This is a genomic window from Azospira sp. MPR-E4 (assembly GCF_058809645.1).
Map to the genome: position 1 here is coordinate 21648 of NZ_JBXAST010000033.1, position 15760 is coordinate 37407.

The window sequence follows — 15760 nt, forward strand, 5'->3', positions numbered from 1 at the left end:
GCCGCCTTGGCAATGCCGGGCGGCAGGGTCTGCTCTCAGTGATCCGGCGCCCGGTTCCCCCATTTTTCCCGCGCCACCCATTCCCCCGGGCGGCGGGATTGGCGCACAATGGCCGCCTTCCCCGCCCACTTCGCGGCCGCTGCGGCGGCCTTTGCCGCCATGTCCCAGTCCCCCGTTTCCCTGTTGCGCTTTGCCGACCTGCAATGGCCCGACGACGCCGATGGGGCGCCGGCAGCGCCGGTGGTGCTGGTGCTCTGCGCCGCCTGGTGCGGCGTCTGCCGGGGCTTCGAGGCCGCCACGGCGGCCGCCGCGGCGGGCCATGAGGGCGCCTGGGCCTGGATCGACATCGAGGATGCGGCGGACGCCCTGCCCAGCCTGGACGTGGAAACCTTTCCCACCCTGGCGGTGATCCGGGGCGGCGAACTGCGCTTCTTCGGCCCCATCCTGCCGGATGGTGCCATCCTGGGCCGTTCCGTCGCCGCCGCCCTGGCTGGTGACGGCCGGCCGGCCCTGCCGCAAGGCTTTTCCGCCGACGAAGGCGAGGAAATCCTGGCCCTGGCCGGCGCCGTGGCGCGCCAGAGCGGCCGCTGACCTAGACCGGGCGGGCCAACCGCGGCCACTTCAGCAGGCCGTTGGCCAGGGCCGTACCCAGCAGCACCAGGCTGCCGCCCAGCAGCAGGTGGGCGCCCAGCTTTTCTCCCAGCAGCAACACCCCCCACAACACGCCGAACACCGGAATGAGGAAGGTCACCGAGAGGGCACCCAAGGGGCCCACTTCGTGCACCAGCCGGAAATAGAGCTGGTAGGCCCAGGCCGTGCACAACACCGCCAGGCCCAGCAGGGCGCCCCAGGCGGTGGGAGTGGCCGCCGCCGGCAGACCCTGGGGCGCGGCCAGGGGCAGCACCAGCAGGGCGGCGCAGATCATGCTGCCCTGGGTGGTGGCCAGGGGCGTGATGCCCTGGCCGTGGTGGCGGCTGTACACGCTGGCGAAGGCGTAGGCGGAAGGGGCCAGGGCGGCGGCCAGCATGGGCAGCCAGGCGTCGGGGCTGCCGCTGCTCTGCAGCCCGTCCCAGGCCAGCACGGCCACGCCCCCCAGTCCCAGCAGCAGGCCGGCCACGGTCACGGCGCGGATGGGCTGGCGCAGCCACAGGGCGCCGATGATGACGGCGAAGAGGGGCGAGGTGGAATTGAGGATGGAGAGCAGGCCGGCTCCCAGGCTCTGGGCGGCATAGGCAAAGAGCAGGAAGGGCAGGGCCGAGTTGCACAGGCCGATGATCAGATACTGGCGCCAGTGCCGGCGCCACTGCAGGGCCTCGCCGCTCCACCAGGCGAACAGGGTGAGGCTGGCGGCGGCCAGGATGACCCGCACTTCCACCGTCCACACGGTGCCGAAGGCGGGCACGGTGAGGCGCAGGAAGAGGAAGGAGGCGCCCCAGATGGCGGCGAGCAGGAGCAGTCGGGCGAGGCTGGCGGCGTTCATGGCCTGGGGGCGAAGGCGGAAGGAGCCGCCATTCTTGCCTGCAGGCCCGCTTCTGTCATGGGCCTTTTTGTGACGGCACATAAAAAAAGCCGACACCTTGTGGGTGTCGGCCTGTTCCCCAAGCAAGAGGATAAGGGATGATGCAATTCGGATTCCTGATGGCAGCAGAATGATCTGCTGCCGGGCATCCCGACCCTGGCCGGGATGCCCGCGGGTGCTGCTTAGTGGAACTGTTCTTCTTCGGTGGAACCGGTCAGGGCCTTGACGGAGGAGGAGCCGCCCTGGATCACGGTGGTCACGTCGTCGAAGTAGCCGGTGCCCACTTCCTGCTGGTGGGAGACGAAGGTGTAGCCGTCTTCGCGGGCGGCGAATTCGGGTTCCTGCACCATTTCCACGTAGTGCTTCATGCCTTCGCCGCCGGCGTAGGCCTTGGCGAACTTGAAGGTGTTGTACCAATTGACGTGGATGCCGGCCAGGGTGATGAACTGGTACTTGTAGCCCAGGGCGGACAGTTCTTCCTGGAAGGAAGCGATCTGGCTGTCGTTGAGGTTCTTCTTCCAGTTGAAGGACGGGGAGCAGTTGTAGGACAGCAGCTTGCCGGGGCAGGCAGCATGCACGGCCTGGGCGAATTCACGGGCGAAGCCGATGTCGGGCACGCCGGTTTCGCACCACACCAGATCGGCGTAGGGAGCGTAGGCAACGCCGCGGGAGATGGACTGTTCCAGACCGTTCTTGACGCGGAAGAAGCCTTCCTGGGTACGTTCGCCGGTGAGGAAGGGCTTGTCGTTGGCGTCGTAGTCGGAGGTGATCAGGTTGGCAGCTTCGGCATCGGTACGGGCCAGGATCAGGGTCGGCACGCCCATGACGTCAGCGGCGAAACGGGCGGAGATCAGCTTTTCCACGGCTTCGCGGGTCGGCACCAGCACCTTGCCACCCATGTGGCCACACTTCTTGGCGGCAGCCAGCTGGTCTTCGAAGTGCACACCGGCGGCGCCGGCGGCGATCATGTTCTTCATCAGTTCGAAGGCGTTCAGCACGCCACCGAAACCGGCTTCAGCGTCGGCCACGATGGGCAGGAAGTAGTCGATGAATTCCTTGTCGCCGGGGTTGATGCCGCGGGACCACTGGATTTCGTCAGCGCGCTTGAAGGTGTTGTTGATGCGGCGAACCATGGTGGGGACGGAGTCGTAGGCATACAGGGACTGGTCCGGGTACATGGTTTCGGAGGTGTTGCCGTCGGCAGCAACCTGCCAGCCGGACAGATACACGGCTTCCAGGCCGGCCTTGGCCTGTTGCATGGCTTGACCTGCGGTGATGGCGCCGAAAGCATTCACGTAGCCCTTCTTGGCGCCGCCGTTGACCTTTTCCCAGAGGACCTTGGCACCGCGCTGGGCGAAGGTGTACTCGGGCTGCAGGGAGCCGCGCAGACGAACCACGTCAGCAGCGGAATAACCACGCTTGACGCCCTTCCAACGGGGGTTCTCAGCCCAGTCTTTTTCCAGGGCGGCGATTTGCTGTTCGCGAGTGCTCATGTTCGGTTCCTCTATAAATAGCGTTGGCGGAAGATTCGGAGGCCAGTGTCGGGGTGACGTTTCCTGTGCTCCGATGGGAAAAAAGTATAGCGCCGATTTTGCACAGCAACACATGTCTTATATAAGACACAAGACAATATTTTTCCCTTTGTTTTTATTGTGTTGCAAATCGCGTTCCGCTATATGAAACGATATTCGCGGCAGTGAAATGAAATGGGTGGGCGGTGCGGGATGACTCCGGCTTTCCTGTTCAATGGAATAGGGGAAAACCCGTGGGCATTGTCTGGTCGTGGGAATGGCCGGCCGCCGTAGGGAAAACGGCGGGTGCCCGCGGGCCGCGCAGGCGGGATGGAAGAGGGCGAGGGGAAGAGGAACAGCGAGGGTGGGGCCGTCCCGGCGGACGGCCCCGGCAGGGCGGTGTCGCTTACAGCAGGGGAGTGGCGGAGACGATGACGCCGTCTTCATCCACGTAGATCCATTCCTCCGGCTTGAAGGTGACGCCGCCGAAGGTGACGTCGATGTTCTGGTCGCCGACGCCCTTCTTGATGCTTTTCTGGGGGTGGGTGTCCAGGGCGCGCACCCCCAGGTCGGTACGGTTGATCTCGGCCGAATCCCGGATGCAGCCATACACGACGATGCCTTCCCAGCCGTTCTTCTGGGCCAGCACGGCCAGCTGGTCGCCCACCAGGGCGCAGCGCAGGGAGCCGCCGCCATCCACCACCAGCACCTTGCCCTGGCCGGGTTGGCCCAGGGCTTCGCGCACCAGGGAGTTGTCCTCGAATATCTTCAGGGTGTGGATGCGGCCGCAAAAGCGGGCACGGCCGCCGTAGGCCTTGAACATGGGGGTGACGACGCGCAGGGTGTGGCCGATGGCGGCTTCGTTGGCATCGCACAGGTCCGGGGTGGTGAAGCTCATGGGGTCTCCTGATTTTCTGGTGGTGGTTGGCGGTTCCGGATTCTAGGCAAAAAAAAGGCTGCGCCGGAAGGGGCGCAGCCTTTTGGGTCGGGTCGGGTTCAGGCTACCGCTTCCGCCTCCTTGGCGAATTCGAGCTTCACCTTGCCCTCCTTGTCCACATCCACGGTGACCTTGCCGCCGTGGGCCAAGCGGCCGAACAGCAGTTCGTCGGCCAGGGCGGCGCGGATGGTGTCTTGGATCAGGCGGGCCATGGGCCGGGCACCCATGAGCGGGTCGAAGCCCCGCTCCGCCAGCATATCCTTGAGGGCGTCGGTGAATACGGCTTCCACCTTCTTTTCGTGCAACTGCTCTTCCAGCTGCATGAGGAACTTGTCCACCACCCGCAGGATGATGTCGTGGTCCAGGGGCTTGAAGGAAATGGTGGCGTCCAGCCGGTTGCGGAACTCCGGCGTGAACAGGCGCTTGATCTCCACCATTTCGTCGCCCACTTCCTTGCTGGAAGTGAAACCCACCGACGGCTTCTGCAACTCGGCGGCGCCGGCGTTGGTGGTCATGATGATGACCACGTTGCGGAAATCGGCCTTGCGCCCGTTGTTGTCGGTCAGAGTGCCGTGGTCCATCACCTGCAGCAGGATGTTGTAGATGTCCGGATGGGCCTTCTCGATTTCGTCCAGCAGCAGCACGCAGTAGGGCTTCTTGGTGACGGCTTCGGTCAGCAGGCCGCCCTGGTCGAAACCCACATAGCCGGGAGGCGCGCCGATGAGGCGGGAAACGGCATGCCGTTCCATGTACTCGGACATGTCGAAGCGGGTCAGGTCCACGCCGAGGAAGTAGGCGAGCTGCTTGGCCACTTCGGTCTTGCCGACGCCGGTGGGGCCGGAGAAGAGGAAGGCGCCGATGGGCTTGCCCGGGGCGCCGAGGCCGGAACGGGCCATCTTGATGGCCTTGGCCAGGGCGTCAATGGCCGCATCCTGGCCGAAAACGGTGGCCTTCAGGTCCCGCTCCAGGTTCTTCAGGGTCGCCTTGTCGTCGTTGGATACGTGGCTGGAGGGGATGCGGGCGATCTTGGCGACGATCTCCTCGATCTCCGGCTTGCCGATGATCTTCTTCTGCCGCGACTTGGGCAGGATGCGCTGGGCGGCACCGGCCTCGTCGATGACGTCGATGGCCTTGTCCGGCAGGTGGCGGTCGGTGATGAAACGGGCCGCCAGCTCCACCGCCGAGTTGATGGCGGCACTGGAATACTTGATGCCGTGGTGGGATTCGAAACGGGTCTTCAGTCCCTTGAGGATTTCCACGGTCTCGGCCACGGAGGGCTCATTCACGTCGATCTTCTGGAAGCGGCGGGAAAGGGCGTGGTCCTTCTCGAAAATACCCCGGTACTCGGTGTAGGTGGTGGCCCCGATGCACTTCAGCTGGCCGCCGGAGAGGGCCGGCTTGAGCAGGTTGGAGGCATCCAGGGTGCCGCCGGAAGCGGCGCCGGCGCCGATCAGGGTGTGGATCTCGTCGATGAAGAGGATGGCGTCCGGATTGTCCTGCAGGGCCTTGAGCACGCCCTTGAGGCGTTGCTCGAAGTCGCCCCGGTACTTGGTGCCGGCCAGCAGGGCGCCCATGTCCAGGGCGTAGACGTGGGCCTTGGCCAGGATTTCCGGCACTTCCCCTTCCACCACGCGACGGGCCAGGCCCTCGGCGATGGCAGTCTTGCCCACCCCGGCCTCGCCCACCAGCAGCGGGTTGTTCTTGCGCCGGCGGCAGAGGGTCTGGATGACCCGCTCCAGTTCCTTGTCCCGGCCGATGAGGGGGTCGATCTTGCCCTGCAGCGCCTGGGCATTGAGATTGATGGTGTAGCTCTCCAGGGGGCCGGCTTCGGGGCGGCCGTCGCCGTCCGTCTCCTGCTCCGTTTCCGCCTTGGCCGGCTGGGGCGACTTGCTGATGCCGTGGGAAATGAAGTTCACCACGTCGAGCCGGGTGACTCCCTGCTTCTGCAGGAAGAACACGGCGTGGGAGTCCTTTTCGCCGAAGATGGCCACCAGCACGTTGGCACCGGTCACTTCCTTCTTGCCGGACGACTGCACGTGCAGGATGGCGCGCTGGATCACGCGTTGGAAGCCCAGGGTCGGCTGGGTGTCGATCTCGTCCTCGCCGCTCACCGTGGGGGTGTGCTCGTCGATGAAGGTCTGCAGGTCCCGCCGCAGTTGTTCCACGTTGGCGGAGCAGGCGCGCAGGGCTTCGGCGGCGGAAGGATTGTCCACCAGCGCCAGCAGCAGATGCTCGACGGTGATGAATTCGTGGCGTTTTTGCCGAGCCTCGACGAAGGCCATGTGCAAGCTGACTTCAAGTTCCTGCGCGATCATTCAGTTTTCCTCCATAACGCACACCAGGGGGTGCTGATGCTGGCGTGCAAATGCAACAACCTGATCCACCTTGGTGGCGGCGATGTCCCGGGGGTAAACCCCGCACAATCCCCGCCCCTCGTTATGGACTTTGAGCATGATTCGCGTCGCTTGTTCTCGATCTTTGGCAAAAAACTTTTGCAACACCAGAATGACGAAGTCCATGGGGGTGAAATCGTCGTTCAAAAGCAGCACCTTATACATCGGTGGCGGCTTGACCTTGGAACTCTTCTTTTCCAGGGCCACGCTGCCCTGATTGTTTTCATGCTGTATCGCCATGGACCGATTCTAATCGGCTTTGGGCATTCTGCAACACTCTTGGCCAAGGCCCGTATTTACTGGCCCGGAGCCCCGTCTATCAAGGGCTTTCGCCGGGTCCGGGGCAAATGGGCGGCGGGGGGCGCAAAATAGCTTGACGTATGCAAACAACTTAGCGTACAACGTCGGCTGTGTTTGGCTTCAAGTAATTGCCGGATTCTTTAAACACTCTGGCACGGCGCACGCACGGTCTTGAAAACCAAACATGCCAGTCGGGGAGTCAACGCACAGTAGTTCCCGTTTTAAGATTTATTCAAGAAGGAAGTAGCACATATGGCAACTGGTACCGTCAAATGGTTTAACGACGCCAAGGGTTTTGGTTTCATTACCCCCGATGATGGCAGCGAAGATCTGTTCGCTCATTTCTCCGCCATCAACATGAATGGCTTTAAGACCCTGAAGGAAGGCGAGAAGGTCAGCTTCGACGTCACCCAAGGTCCTAAGGGCAAGCAAGCGTCCAACATCCAGAAGGCTTAAGCCCCACAGGATTTGCACCAAGAAAAAGCCCGCCTGGCATCCAGGCGGGCTTTTTTGTTTTGTAGTGCCGGATGCTGATCCGGAGTCAGGCGCCGACGACAGCCTCGTCGCTGCGGCTGTCGCCCTTGTTGTCATGCCATTGGGCCTGCAGCCGGTCGCCCGCCTTGACGCCCTGGAGGCGGAAGGTCAGCACCGGGTTTTTCGCCACCGAGGTGTTGAGCTGGGCCTGGACCATGGGCTTGCCGTTCACCGCCAGGCTGAAGGTCTGGATGAAGTGGGGCGGCAGGTTGTTGCCGGTTTTCGGGTCCCGGCGCTGGCCGGTTTCCATGGGGTGCTGCAAGAGCACCTTCACTTCGGTGAATTCGCCCTGGTGGGTGGCGCGGATTTTCATGGGTTCTGCCATTTTCTTCTCCTAGCCGCCGCAGCCGCCGATGGTGACGCCGATTTCCCGGGTGGCCACATAGGTCTTGCCGCCGGCCTTGACCACGGCCTTGACCCGGGTGGATTCGGCCAGCTTGAGGGGCACCTTGAGATAGGGCAGGACGCCCGGCGCCAGCTCGATGCTGGCGGCCAGGGGGAAGGGATTCTTTTCGACGAAGAGGGCGATGCTCTGCACCGCGGGCAGCTTGACCAGCACTTCTACTGGCACATTGCCGCCGTTCTCCGCCACGTCGGCGGCGATGATCTGCACTTCCCTGCTGTCGGGCACCGGCGAGGTGCCGTAGGCCTTGAGGGCTTCGCCCAGGGTGGTGGCGGCAAAGGCCGGCTGGTTCCAGTCGGCGGCGAGCACCCGGGTCGGGCGCAGCAGGCCGGCCCCCAGGAGGGCGACGGCGAGGCCGCCCCGGGCGGCGCTTTGCAGGAGATGACGGCGGATGGCGTCCATGGGGTCTCTTGGGTAAGGAATCTGTCGGAGGATCACTCGGCCTGCCACAGGCCCGATTTGCCGCCGGCCTTTTCCAGCAGGCGGATGCCTTCGATGCGCATGCCGCGATCGACGGCCTTGCACATGTCGTAGATGGTGAGCAGGCCGGCGCTGACGGCGGTGAGGGCTTCCATCTCGACCCCGGTGCGGCCGGTGCACTGGGTGGTGGCGGTGCACTCCACCGCATTGGCGGCGGCATCGATGTCGAAGTCCACGGCCACCCGGGTGAGGGCGATGGGGTGGCACAGGGGAATCAGGTCAGCGGTGCGCTTGGCGCCCTGGATGGCGGCGATGCGGGCGATGCCGATGACGTCGCCCTTCTTCGCGTTGCCGTCCCGGATCAGGGCCAGGGTGGCCGGTTCCATCAGGATGCGGCCGGTGGCGATGGCACGGCGCTGGGTTTCGGCCTTGTCGCCCACGTCCACCATGTGGGCCTGGCCGCCGGCGTCGAAATGGGTAAATTGTGTAAAGGTTGTTTCGGCGGCCATGGCGTCAGGGAACGGGCAAGGGAAGCGCGGTATCATAGCACCATGAATTTTGCCCCGCGAACCCAGCCTTTCCGCCCCCGGCGTGTCCGGCGCGGCGCCCTCGCCACCATGCTGGTGGCCGCTCTCCTCGGTGCCATGCCGCCGGTCCTGGCGGACGGTCTGCCGGACCTGGGGGACTCCTCCCAGAGCGACATTCCGCCCCAGCTGGAGAAGAAGGTCGGGGAGAGCATCCTCAACGAAATCCGCCTGCGCGATCCCCAATACCTGGACGATCCGGAAATCGCCGCCTACGTGGACCAGCTGGGCCAGCGTCTGGCGGCGGCCAGTCCCGATCCGGGCTTCGGCTTCACCTTCTTCGTCATGAAGGATCCCACCATCAACGCCTTCGCCACCTTCGGCGGCTACGTGGGGGTGAATACGGGCCTGATCACCTCGGCCCAGAGCGAATCGGAACTGGCGGGGGTGCTGGCCCACGAAATCTCCCACGTCACCCAGCATCACCTGGCCCGGGGCATCGCCAAGGAAAAGCAGAACTCCATCGTCGCCATGGCCGCCATGGCCCTGGCCCTGCTGGCCGCCAGCAAGAACCCGGATGCGGCCTCCGCCGCCATCGTCGGCTCCCAGGCGGCCATGGTGCAGTCCCAGCTCGGTTTCTCCCGGGACTTCGAGCGGGAGGCGGACCGCATCGGCTTCCAGACCCTGGAGAAGGCCGGCTTCGACGTGCGCGGCATGGGAGATTTCTTCCAGCGCCTGCAGCAGGCTTCCCGCCTCTACGAGAACAATGCCCCGTCCTACATGCGCACCCACCCCCTGACGGTGGAGCGGATCGCCGACATGCAGAACCGGGCCCAGAAGACGCCCTACAAGCAGGTGCCGGACAGCCTGGATTTCCACCTGGTGCGCGGCAAGCTGCGGGCCCAGCTGGGCACCCCTCGGGAGGCGGTGGCGGACCTGGAACACCTGCTCAAGGAACGCAAGTTCGCCAATGAAGCCGGCATCCGCTTCGGCCTGGCCCATGCCCAGCTGCGGGCCAGGAACTACGCCGCGGTGGAACAGGAAATCCAGAATCTGCGCCGGCTCAAGGTCGCCTCGCCGATGCTGGACAATCTGGCGGCGGAGAGCCGCAGCGCCCAGGGTGACGTGGCCGGCGCCATCGCCATTTACAAGAGCGCCCTGCGCAATGCCCCCTTCGCCAAGTCCCTCATGTATGGCTACAGCGAGGCCCTGCTGGCGGACAAGCGTCCGGCCGAGGCCCTGGCCTATCTGGACGGCCAGTTGCAGCTGTACACCGGCGACTACAAGCTGTGGAGCCTGAAGGCCAAGACCGCCTCGGCCCTGGGCCGGCGGCTGCAGCAGCACCAGGCCCTGGCCGAGGCCTATGCCCTGCAGGGGCAGCTGCTGCCGGCCATCGACCAGCTGCAGATGGCCCAGCGCTCCGGCGACGGCAATTTCTACGAGCAGTCCGTGGTGGATGCCCGCCTGCGGGAGCTGCGCACCCGTCAGGAAGAGGAAGCCCGGCAGAAGCGCTAGGCCGGCCTTCCCGCCGGCTTGGCAAGGCCCTGGGGGGCCGCTACCATGGCGGCCTGCCTTTCTCCTGAATCCCGCCTGCCATGACCCCCGATCGCGAACTCGACGTCAAGGGCCTCAACTGCCCCCTGCCCATCCTGCGTACCAAGAAAGCCCTGGCGGAAATGCAGAGCGGCCAGCTGCTGCGCGTCCTGGCGACGGACCCGGGGGCGGTGAAGGACTTCCAGGCCTTCGCCAAGCAGACCGGCAACGAACTGCTGGCCTCCGGCGAAGAGGAGCGGGTGTTCACCTTCCTCTTCAAGCGCAAGTAGGCCCTGCCGTCCGGTGCGGCGGCCTCCTGCCCGTGCCGTTCCTGCCGCTTCCTGTTCCCCTTCCCCGTTGTCCCTGACCCCGCCGTCCCCGGGCCCCGTCGAGGCCGCCGCCTTTGCCTTCCTCGAAGAGGAGGGCGGCGCCCGGCTGTGCACTGACCTGCGGCAGACCCATGCCCTGCACACCTTACAGGACCTGGAGTGGGGCCTGGCCGCCGCCAAGGATGGCGCCGCCCGGGGCTGGTGGGCCGTGCTGGCCCTGGATTACGAACTGGGGCGCCTGCTGCAGCCGGGCAAGGCGGGATGCCCGTCCCGCCTGCCCGACAGCCCGGCGCCCCGGGGCCACCTGTGGCTTTTCGCCGCGGCGCAACGGCTTGACGCCGATGCCGCCCGGAACTGGCTGGCGGACCAGGTGGCGGCCCTGCCGGCAGAGCAGACCGCCTGCGGTATCGCCGAGTTGGTGCCGGGGCTGGACCAAGCCGCCCATGCCGCCGCGGCGCAGCGCATCCGGGACTACATCGCCGCCGGCGACTGCTACCAGGTCAATTTCACCTTTCCCCTGCATTTCCAGGCCTACGGCCATCCCCTGGCCCTCTACGCCCGCCTGCGGCAACGCCAGCCGACGCCCCTGGGCGGCCTGGTGCTGACGGCGGAGCGACGGATCCTCTCCCTGTCCCCCGAACTGTTCGTCGCGCGCCGCGGCGACACCCTGCGTACCCGGCCCATGAAGGGCACCGCGCCGCGGGGGGCGGACGAGGCCGGCGATGCCGCCAACCGGGCCGCCCTGGCGGCCTCGGCCAAGGATCGGGCGGAAAACCTGATGATCGTGGACCTGCTGCGCAACGACCTGGGGCGCCTGGCCCAGACCGGCTCGGTGCGGGTGGAGCAGCTGTTCGCCATCGAGACCTACCCCAGCGTCTTCCAGATGACCTCCACGGTCAGCGCCCGGGCCCCGGGCGTCGGCCCGGGCGAGACCCTGGCGGCCCTCTTTCCCTGCGGTTCCATCACCGGCGCGCCCAAGCTGCGGGCCATGGAAATCATCGAGGAATTGGAAGTCGGGCCCCGGGGCCTGTACACCGGCAGCCTGGGGCTGCTGGCGCCGGACGGGGATTTCTGCCTCAACGTGGCCATCCGCAGCCTGGAACTGGCAGCCGACGGGCGCGGCGTCATGGGTGTGGGCAGCGGCATCGTCACCGACTCCGAGCCCGCCGCCGAGTACCGGGAATGCCTGCTCAAGGCCCGCTTCCTCACCGACCTGGACCCGGGCCTGGAGCTGATCGAGACCCTGCGCCTGGATGACGGCGCCTTCCCCGACGGCGAACTGCATCGCCAGCGCCTGGCCGCCTCGGCCCTGGCCCTGGGCTTTACCCACGACGACGCCAGCGTGGCCCAGGCCCTGGCGGCCCTGGCCGCGGCCCATCCCCGGGGGCGCTTCCGCGTGCGCCTGAGCCTCAACAAGGCCGGCACCCTGCAGCGGCAGGCCGTGCCCCTGGAGTCCGCCCCGGGGCCGTGGCAGGTCCATCTCTCGCCCCACCGTCTCGACTCCCGCCGCTACCTGCTGCGCCACAAGACCACCGCCCGGGCCCTCTACGATGGGGAATTGCAGCGGGTCATGGCTCTGCCCGGCGGCTTCGATGCCCTTTTCCTCAACGAGCGGGACGAAGTCTGCGAGGGTGCCCGCAGCAACGTCTTCGTCCGCCTCGACGGCGTGCTCTACACCCCGCCCCTGGCCTGCGGCCTGCTGCCGGGCATCCTGCGCCGGCGCCTGCTGGAATGCGGCGAGGCCCGGGAGCGGGTGCTGACCCTGGCCGACCTGGCCCGGGCCGAAGCGCTGTACATGGGCAACGCCCTGCGGGGGCTGGTGCCGGTGACGCTGGCGTCCCAGGGCTGAAAGGCCACTTGCCCTGGGGGCAAGCAAGGACGGCATTCGCCAGTGATGTCCTGCCAGAAATGGCGTGCCTATTGCCTCGCAGGCCGAGTGCCTACAATACCGCTAGGGCTTCAGCTTACCCAAGCCCGAAAACAAAAACGCCCCGGCTCAACCGGGGCGTTTTTTTGGGGAGCGGGCTGGCTCAGGCCTTGTTCAGCTTTTCCAACTGGGGCTTGAGCTTGTCCACGGTGGCGCTGAAGTTGGCCAGGCGTTCCTTCTCCTGGGCCACCACGGCTTCCGGGGCCCGGGCGACGAAGCTCTCGTTGGAGAGCTTGGCCTTGGCCTTGGCAATCTCCCCTTCGAGACGGGCGATTTCCTTGCTCAGGCGCTCCTTCTCGGCGGCCACGTCGATCTCCACCTTGAGCATCAGGCGGAAGTTGCCGACCACGGCCACGGGGGCCGGCTCATCGCTGGAAATGTCGTCCACGATCTGCACTTCGGAGAGCTTGGCCAGGGCCGCCAGGTAGGGGGCGAAGCGGGCCAGAGCCTCCTTGTCGCCGACGGCGAGCAGGGGCACCTTGGTGGCGGGGGACATGTTCATTTCGCCGCGCAGGTTGCGGCAGGCGCCCACCAGTTCCTTGAGCAGGGCCACCTGGGCTTCCGAGGCCTCGTCCAGCTTGGCCGGATTGGCTTCCGGGTAGCGGGTGAGCATGATGGACTCGGCGTCCTTGCGGCCGGCGATGGGGGCCACGGCCTGCCACAGTTCCTCGGTGATGAAGGGGATCAGCGGGTGGGCCAGGCGCAGGATGGTCTCCAGCACCCGCACCAGGGTGCGGCGGGTGGCCTTGGCTTCTTCCGGAGTGCCGCCGTTCATCTGCACCTTGGCGATTTCCAGATACCAGTCGCAGAACTCGTCCCAGATGAAGCGGTAGAGGGTCTGGGCCAGCAGGTCGAAGCGGTATTCCTCGAAGTGCTTGGCCATTTCCTGCTCCACCTTCTGCAGGTGGCTGACGATCCAGCGGTCGGCAAAGCTGAACTTCAGCGGCGCATCGGCGCTGCAGGCGCCGCCGGCGGCCTGCTGGTGCTCCAGGGCCAGGTCGTGGCCTTCCACGTTCATCAGCACGAAGCGGGTGGCGTTCCACAGCTTGTTGCAGAAGTTGCGGTAGCCGTCGCAGCGGTTCAGGTCGAACTTGATGTCGCGGCCGGGGGAAGCCAGGCTGGCGAAGGTGAAGCGCAGGGCGTCGGTGCCGAAGGCGGGAATGCCTTCGGGGAATTCCTTCTTGGTCTTCTTGGCGATGCTCTCGGCCTGCTTGGGATTCATCAGGCCGGTGGTGCGCTTCTGCACCAGGGCGTCGATGTCGATACCGTCGATGAGGTCGATGGGGTCCAGCACGTTGCCCTTGGACTTGGACATCTTCTGGCCTTCGCCGTCCCGGATCAGGCCGTGCACGTAGACGTGCTTGAAGGGGATCTTGCCGGTGATGTGCTTGGTCATCATGACCATGCGCGCCACCCAGAAGAAGATGATGTCAAAGCCCGTGACCAGCACGGAGGAGGGCAGGTAGAGATCCAGGGCCGGGTTGGACTTGGCCGGGTATTCCGGGGTCCAGTCCAGGGTGGAGAAGGGCCACAGGGCGGAGGAGTACCAGGTGTCGAGCACGTCCGCATCCCGGGTCAGCTGGCCGGCGTAACCGGCGGCGTCGGCCTGGGCCCGGGCTTCTTCTTCGTTGTGGGCGACGAAGACTTCGCCGTTCACGCCGTACCAGGCGGGAATCTGGTGGCCCCACCACAGCTGGCGGGAGATGCACCAGTCCTGGATGTTGTTGAGCCACTGGTTGTAGGTGTTCACCCAGTTTTCCGGGTAGAACTTGATCTCGCCGGACTGCACCACGTCCAGGGCCTTCTCGGTGATGGACTTGCCGTCCTCGCCGGGCTTGCTCATGGCGACGAACCACTGGTCGGTGAGCATGGGCTCGATGACCACGCCGGTACGGTCGCCGCGGGGCACCTTGAGCTTGTGCTTGTCGGTCTTTTCCAGGATGCCCAGGGCTTCCAGGTCGGCCACCACGGCCTTGCGCGCGTCGAACCGGTCCAGGCCCCGGTACTTCTCGGGGGCGTGCTCGTTGATCTTGGCATCCAGGGTCAGGATGCTGATGATCGGCAGGTTGTGGCGCTGGCCCACAGCGTAGTCGTTGAAGTCGTGGGCCGGGGTGACTTTCACCACGCCGGTGCCGAATTCCATGTCCACATAGGCGTCGGCGATGACCGGGATTTCCCGGTCGGTCAGGGGCAGCTTCACCATCTTGCCGATGAGGTGCTTGTAGCGCTCATCTTCCGGGTGGACCATGACGGCAGTGTCGCCCAGCATGGTCTCGGGCCGGGTGGTGGCCACGGTGAGCGTCGCACTGCCGTCCGCCAGGGTATAGCGGATGTGCCACATGAAACCGTCTTCCTCCTCCTGCACCACTTCCAGGTCGGAGACGGCGGTGTGCAGCTTCGGGTCCCAGTTCACCAGGCGCTTGCCGCGGTAGATGAGACCTTCCTTGTAGAGGCGGACGAAGGATTCGGTGACGATCTTGTTGAGGCCGGCATCCATGGTGAAGCGTTCCCGCTTCCAGTCGGGGCTGGTGCCCATGCGGCGCATCTGGCGGGTGATGGTGCCGCCGGAGTATTCCTTCCACTCCCACACCTTCTCCAGGAACTTCTCCCGGCCCAGGTCGTGGCGGGAAATGCCCTGGGCGTCCAGCTGGCGCTCCACCACGATCTGGGTGGCGATGCCTGCGTGGTCGGTGCCCGGCTGCCACAGGGTGTTGTGGCCCTTCATCCGGTAGTAGCGGGTGAGGGCGTCCATGATGGTCTGGTTGAAGCCGTGGCCCATGTGCAGGGTGCCGGTGACGTTGGGCGGCGGCAGCAGGATGCAGAAGGACTGGTCGGCGGGCTTGCTGGTGTCCAGGCCGGCGGCGAAGTAGCCGCGTTCTTCCCAGAGCGGGTACCAGTGGCGTTCGACGGCTGCCGGCTCAAAACTTTTGGCGAGTTCCATAGGAATCAGGGGATTGGGGCGAAAGGAAAGGGCGCAATTATACCGGAAGCGGCGGGCGCTCCCGGTCTGCTTGTCCGGAGATTTGGGCCGGTCGGCCCGTTCAGTTGCCCGGGGCGGGCGGGTCGAAGGGCAGCTGCAGCTGTTGCCGGCGGGCGATGAAGTCCTTCAGGGCGGCTTCGGTGGCGGCGATGATGCCGGCCTTGAGGTCGTCCTGCAGGCCGGCCAGGGTGGCTTCCACCAGGCTGGGCAGCTCGGAGGCCAGGCGTTGCTCGATGGAATGGGCCAGTTCGGCCGCCAGGGCGTCGGCCAGGGTTTCCCGCAGGGCCTCCAGGTCGGGGCCGGCGTCCTTCTCGTCGGGGGCGTCGGCGCTGACCGAGGCCAGATCCACCACTTCGGTGAGCACCGGAATGTCGTCATCGCCTTCCGGCACCAGGTCGGAGAGGTCCAGATCCAGGGGGCCGGCCGGTGCCGGGGGCGGCGGTGGAGGTG

Annotated in this window: 15 protein-coding genes; 5 read left to right on the forward strand and 10 right to left on the reverse strand. The window is 65.9% G+C overall.

The features are described 5' to 3' along the window. Positions 1–108 precede the first annotated feature (108 nt). Positions 109–591: a thioredoxin domain-containing protein gene (locus tag AC1RTA_RS10930; protein WP_492784731.1), complete on the forward strand. Its 483-nt coding sequence runs from the start codon at positions 109–111 to the stop codon at positions 589–591. A gap of 1 nt (position 592) precedes the next feature. Here the strand turns inward: AC1RTA_RS10930 and AC1RTA_RS10935 are convergent, their stop codons facing one another. From AC1RTA_RS10935 to clpS, 5 genes are all read right to left on the reverse strand, one after another. Next, positions 593–1480, reverse strand: coding sequence for a DMT family transporter (locus AC1RTA_RS10935; RefSeq protein ID WP_492784732.1), 888 nt, complete (start codon positions 1478–1480; stop codon positions 593–595). A gap of 221 nt (positions 1481–1701) precedes the next feature. Further along, positions 1702–3012 carry an isocitrate lyase gene (aceA, locus tag AC1RTA_RS10940; RefSeq protein ID WP_014235138.1) on the reverse strand — a complete coding sequence of 437 codons (1311 nt, stop codon included), beginning with the start codon at positions 3010–3012 and terminating at the stop codon, positions 1702–1704. A 424-nt stretch (positions 3013–3436) separates the two neighbouring features. Beyond that, positions 3437–3928 (reverse strand): ribonuclease E activity regulator RraA, encoded by a 492-nt coding sequence (gene rraA / locus AC1RTA_RS10945; protein ID WP_014235137.1) that lies wholly within the window; start codon positions 3926–3928, stop codon positions 3437–3439. Between the two features lie 98 nt (positions 3929–4026). Next, entirely contained in the window at positions 4027–6282 is a 2256-nt protein-coding gene (clpA, locus tag AC1RTA_RS10950) for an ATP-dependent Clp protease ATP-binding subunit ClpA (RefSeq protein ID WP_014235136.1), read from the reverse strand. Further along, positions 6283–6600 (reverse strand): ATP-dependent Clp protease adapter ClpS, encoded by a 318-nt coding sequence (gene clpS / locus AC1RTA_RS10955; protein ID WP_014235135.1) that lies wholly within the window; start codon positions 6598–6600, stop codon positions 6283–6285. A gap of 312 nt (positions 6601–6912) precedes the next feature. Between clpS and AC1RTA_RS10960 the strand changes: the two genes are divergently transcribed. Then, positions 6913–7116 (forward strand): cold-shock protein, encoded by a 204-nt coding sequence (locus AC1RTA_RS10960; RefSeq protein WP_014235134.1) that lies wholly within the window; start codon positions 6913–6915, stop codon positions 7114–7116. 85 nt (positions 7117–7201) lie between these two features. Here the strand turns inward: AC1RTA_RS10960 and soxZ are convergent, their stop codons facing one another. From soxZ to moaC, 3 genes are read right to left on the reverse strand one after another with little or no spacing between them, the layout of a single operon-like run. Continuing rightward, a complete protein-coding gene (gene soxZ, locus AC1RTA_RS10965; protein WP_014235133.1) occupies positions 7202–7519 on the reverse strand; it encodes a thiosulfate oxidation carrier complex protein SoxZ in 318 nt (105 codons plus the stop codon). A 9-nt stretch (positions 7520–7528) separates the two neighbouring features. Continuing rightward, entirely contained in the window at positions 7529–7999 is a 471-nt protein-coding gene (soxY, locus tag AC1RTA_RS10970; protein ID WP_492784733.1) for a thiosulfate oxidation carrier protein SoxY, read from the reverse strand. Between the two features lie 32 nt (positions 8000–8031). Then, the gene (moaC, locus tag AC1RTA_RS10975) at positions 8032–8526 is read right to left on the reverse strand and encodes a cyclic pyranopterin monophosphate synthase MoaC (RefSeq protein ID WP_130459073.1); all 495 of its coding nucleotides are present in this window, start codon (positions 8524–8526) and stop codon (positions 8032–8034) included. Between the two features lie 42 nt (positions 8527–8568). Here moaC and AC1RTA_RS10980 point away from each other — a divergent pair, with 42 nt between their 5' ends. The 3 genes from AC1RTA_RS10980 (at position 8569) to pabB (ending at position 12252) form a co-directional block, all read left to right on the forward strand. Continuing rightward, complete coding sequence (locus tag AC1RTA_RS10980; RefSeq protein WP_492784734.1) at positions 8569–10056, forward strand: M48 family metalloprotease; 1488 nt, start codon at positions 8569–8571, stop codon at positions 10054–10056. An 80-nt stretch (positions 10057–10136) separates the two neighbouring features. Continuing rightward, positions 10137–10364, forward strand: a complete 228-nt coding sequence (locus tag AC1RTA_RS10985) for a sulfurtransferase TusA family protein (RefSeq protein WP_014235129.1) — start codon at positions 10137–10139, stop codon at positions 10362–10364. Between the two features lie 67 nt (positions 10365–10431). Continuing rightward, positions 10432–12252: an aminodeoxychorismate synthase component I gene (gene pabB, locus AC1RTA_RS10990; RefSeq protein WP_492784735.1), complete on the forward strand. Its 1821-nt coding sequence runs from the start codon at positions 10432–10434 to the stop codon at positions 12250–12252. A gap of 181 nt (positions 12253–12433) precedes the next feature. Here the strand turns inward: pabB and AC1RTA_RS10995 are convergent, their stop codons facing one another. Both AC1RTA_RS10995 and AC1RTA_RS11000 read right to left on the reverse strand, forming a co-directional pair. Beyond that, on the reverse strand, positions 12434–15271 hold the full coding sequence (locus AC1RTA_RS10995) for a valine--tRNA ligase (protein ID WP_492784736.1): 2838 nt from the start codon (positions 15269–15271) through the stop codon (positions 12434–12436). 100 nt (positions 15272–15371) lie between these two features. Beyond that, a partial coding sequence (locus tag AC1RTA_RS11000) for a hypothetical protein (RefSeq protein ID WP_492784737.1) occupies positions 15372–15760 on the reverse strand: 389 nt, incomplete at its 5' end.

What these genes read in the sequence shown, in the direction of transcription:
- soxY (WP_492784733.1), bottom strand. Translation starts at nt 7,999, where the DNA reads ATGGACGCCATCCGCCGTCATCTCCTGCAAAGCGCCGCCCGGGGCGGC.
- AC1RTA_RS10985 (WP_014235129.1), top strand. Translation starts at nt 10,137, where the DNA reads ATGACCCCCGATCGCGAACTCGACGTCAAGGGCCTCAACTGCCCCCTG.
- AC1RTA_RS10935 (WP_492784732.1), bottom strand. Translation starts at nt 1,480, where the DNA reads ATGAACGCCGCCAGCCTCGCCCGACTGCTCCTGCTCGCCGCCATCTGG.
- AC1RTA_RS10995 (WP_492784736.1), bottom strand. Translation starts at nt 15,271, where the DNA reads ATGGAACTCGCCAAAAGTTTTGAGCCGGCAGCCGTCGAACGCCACTGG.
- clpA (WP_014235136.1), bottom strand. Translation starts at nt 6,282, where the DNA reads ATGATCGCGCAGGAACTTGAAGTCAGCTTGCACATGGCCTTCGTCGAG.
- AC1RTA_RS10960 (WP_014235134.1), top strand. Translation starts at nt 6,913, where the DNA reads ATGGCAACTGGTACCGTCAAATGGTTTAACGACGCCAAGGGTTTTGGT.
- rraA (WP_014235137.1), bottom strand. Translation starts at nt 3,928, where the DNA reads ATGAGCTTCACCACCCCGGACCTGTGCGATGCCAACGAAGCCGCCATC.
- aceA (WP_014235138.1), bottom strand. Translation starts at nt 3,012, where the DNA reads ATGAGCACTCGCGAACAGCAAATCGCCGCCCTGGAAAAAGACTGGGCT.
- soxZ (WP_014235133.1), bottom strand. Translation starts at nt 7,519, where the DNA reads ATGGCAGAACCCATGAAAATCCGCGCCACCCACCAGGGCGAATTCACC.
- moaC (WP_130459073.1), bottom strand. Translation starts at nt 8,526, where the DNA reads ATGGCCGCCGAAACAACCTTTACACAATTTACCCATTTCGACGCCGGC.
- clpS (WP_014235135.1), bottom strand. Translation starts at nt 6,600, where the DNA reads ATGGCGATACAGCATGAAAACAATCAGGGCAGCGTGGCCCTGGAAAAG.
- AC1RTA_RS10930 (WP_492784731.1), top strand. Translation starts at nt 109, where the DNA reads ATGGCCGCCTTCCCCGCCCACTTCGCGGCCGCTGCGGCGGCCTTTGCC.
- AC1RTA_RS10980 (WP_492784734.1), top strand. Translation starts at nt 8,569, where the DNA reads ATGAATTTTGCCCCGCGAACCCAGCCTTTCCGCCCCCGGCGTGTCCGG.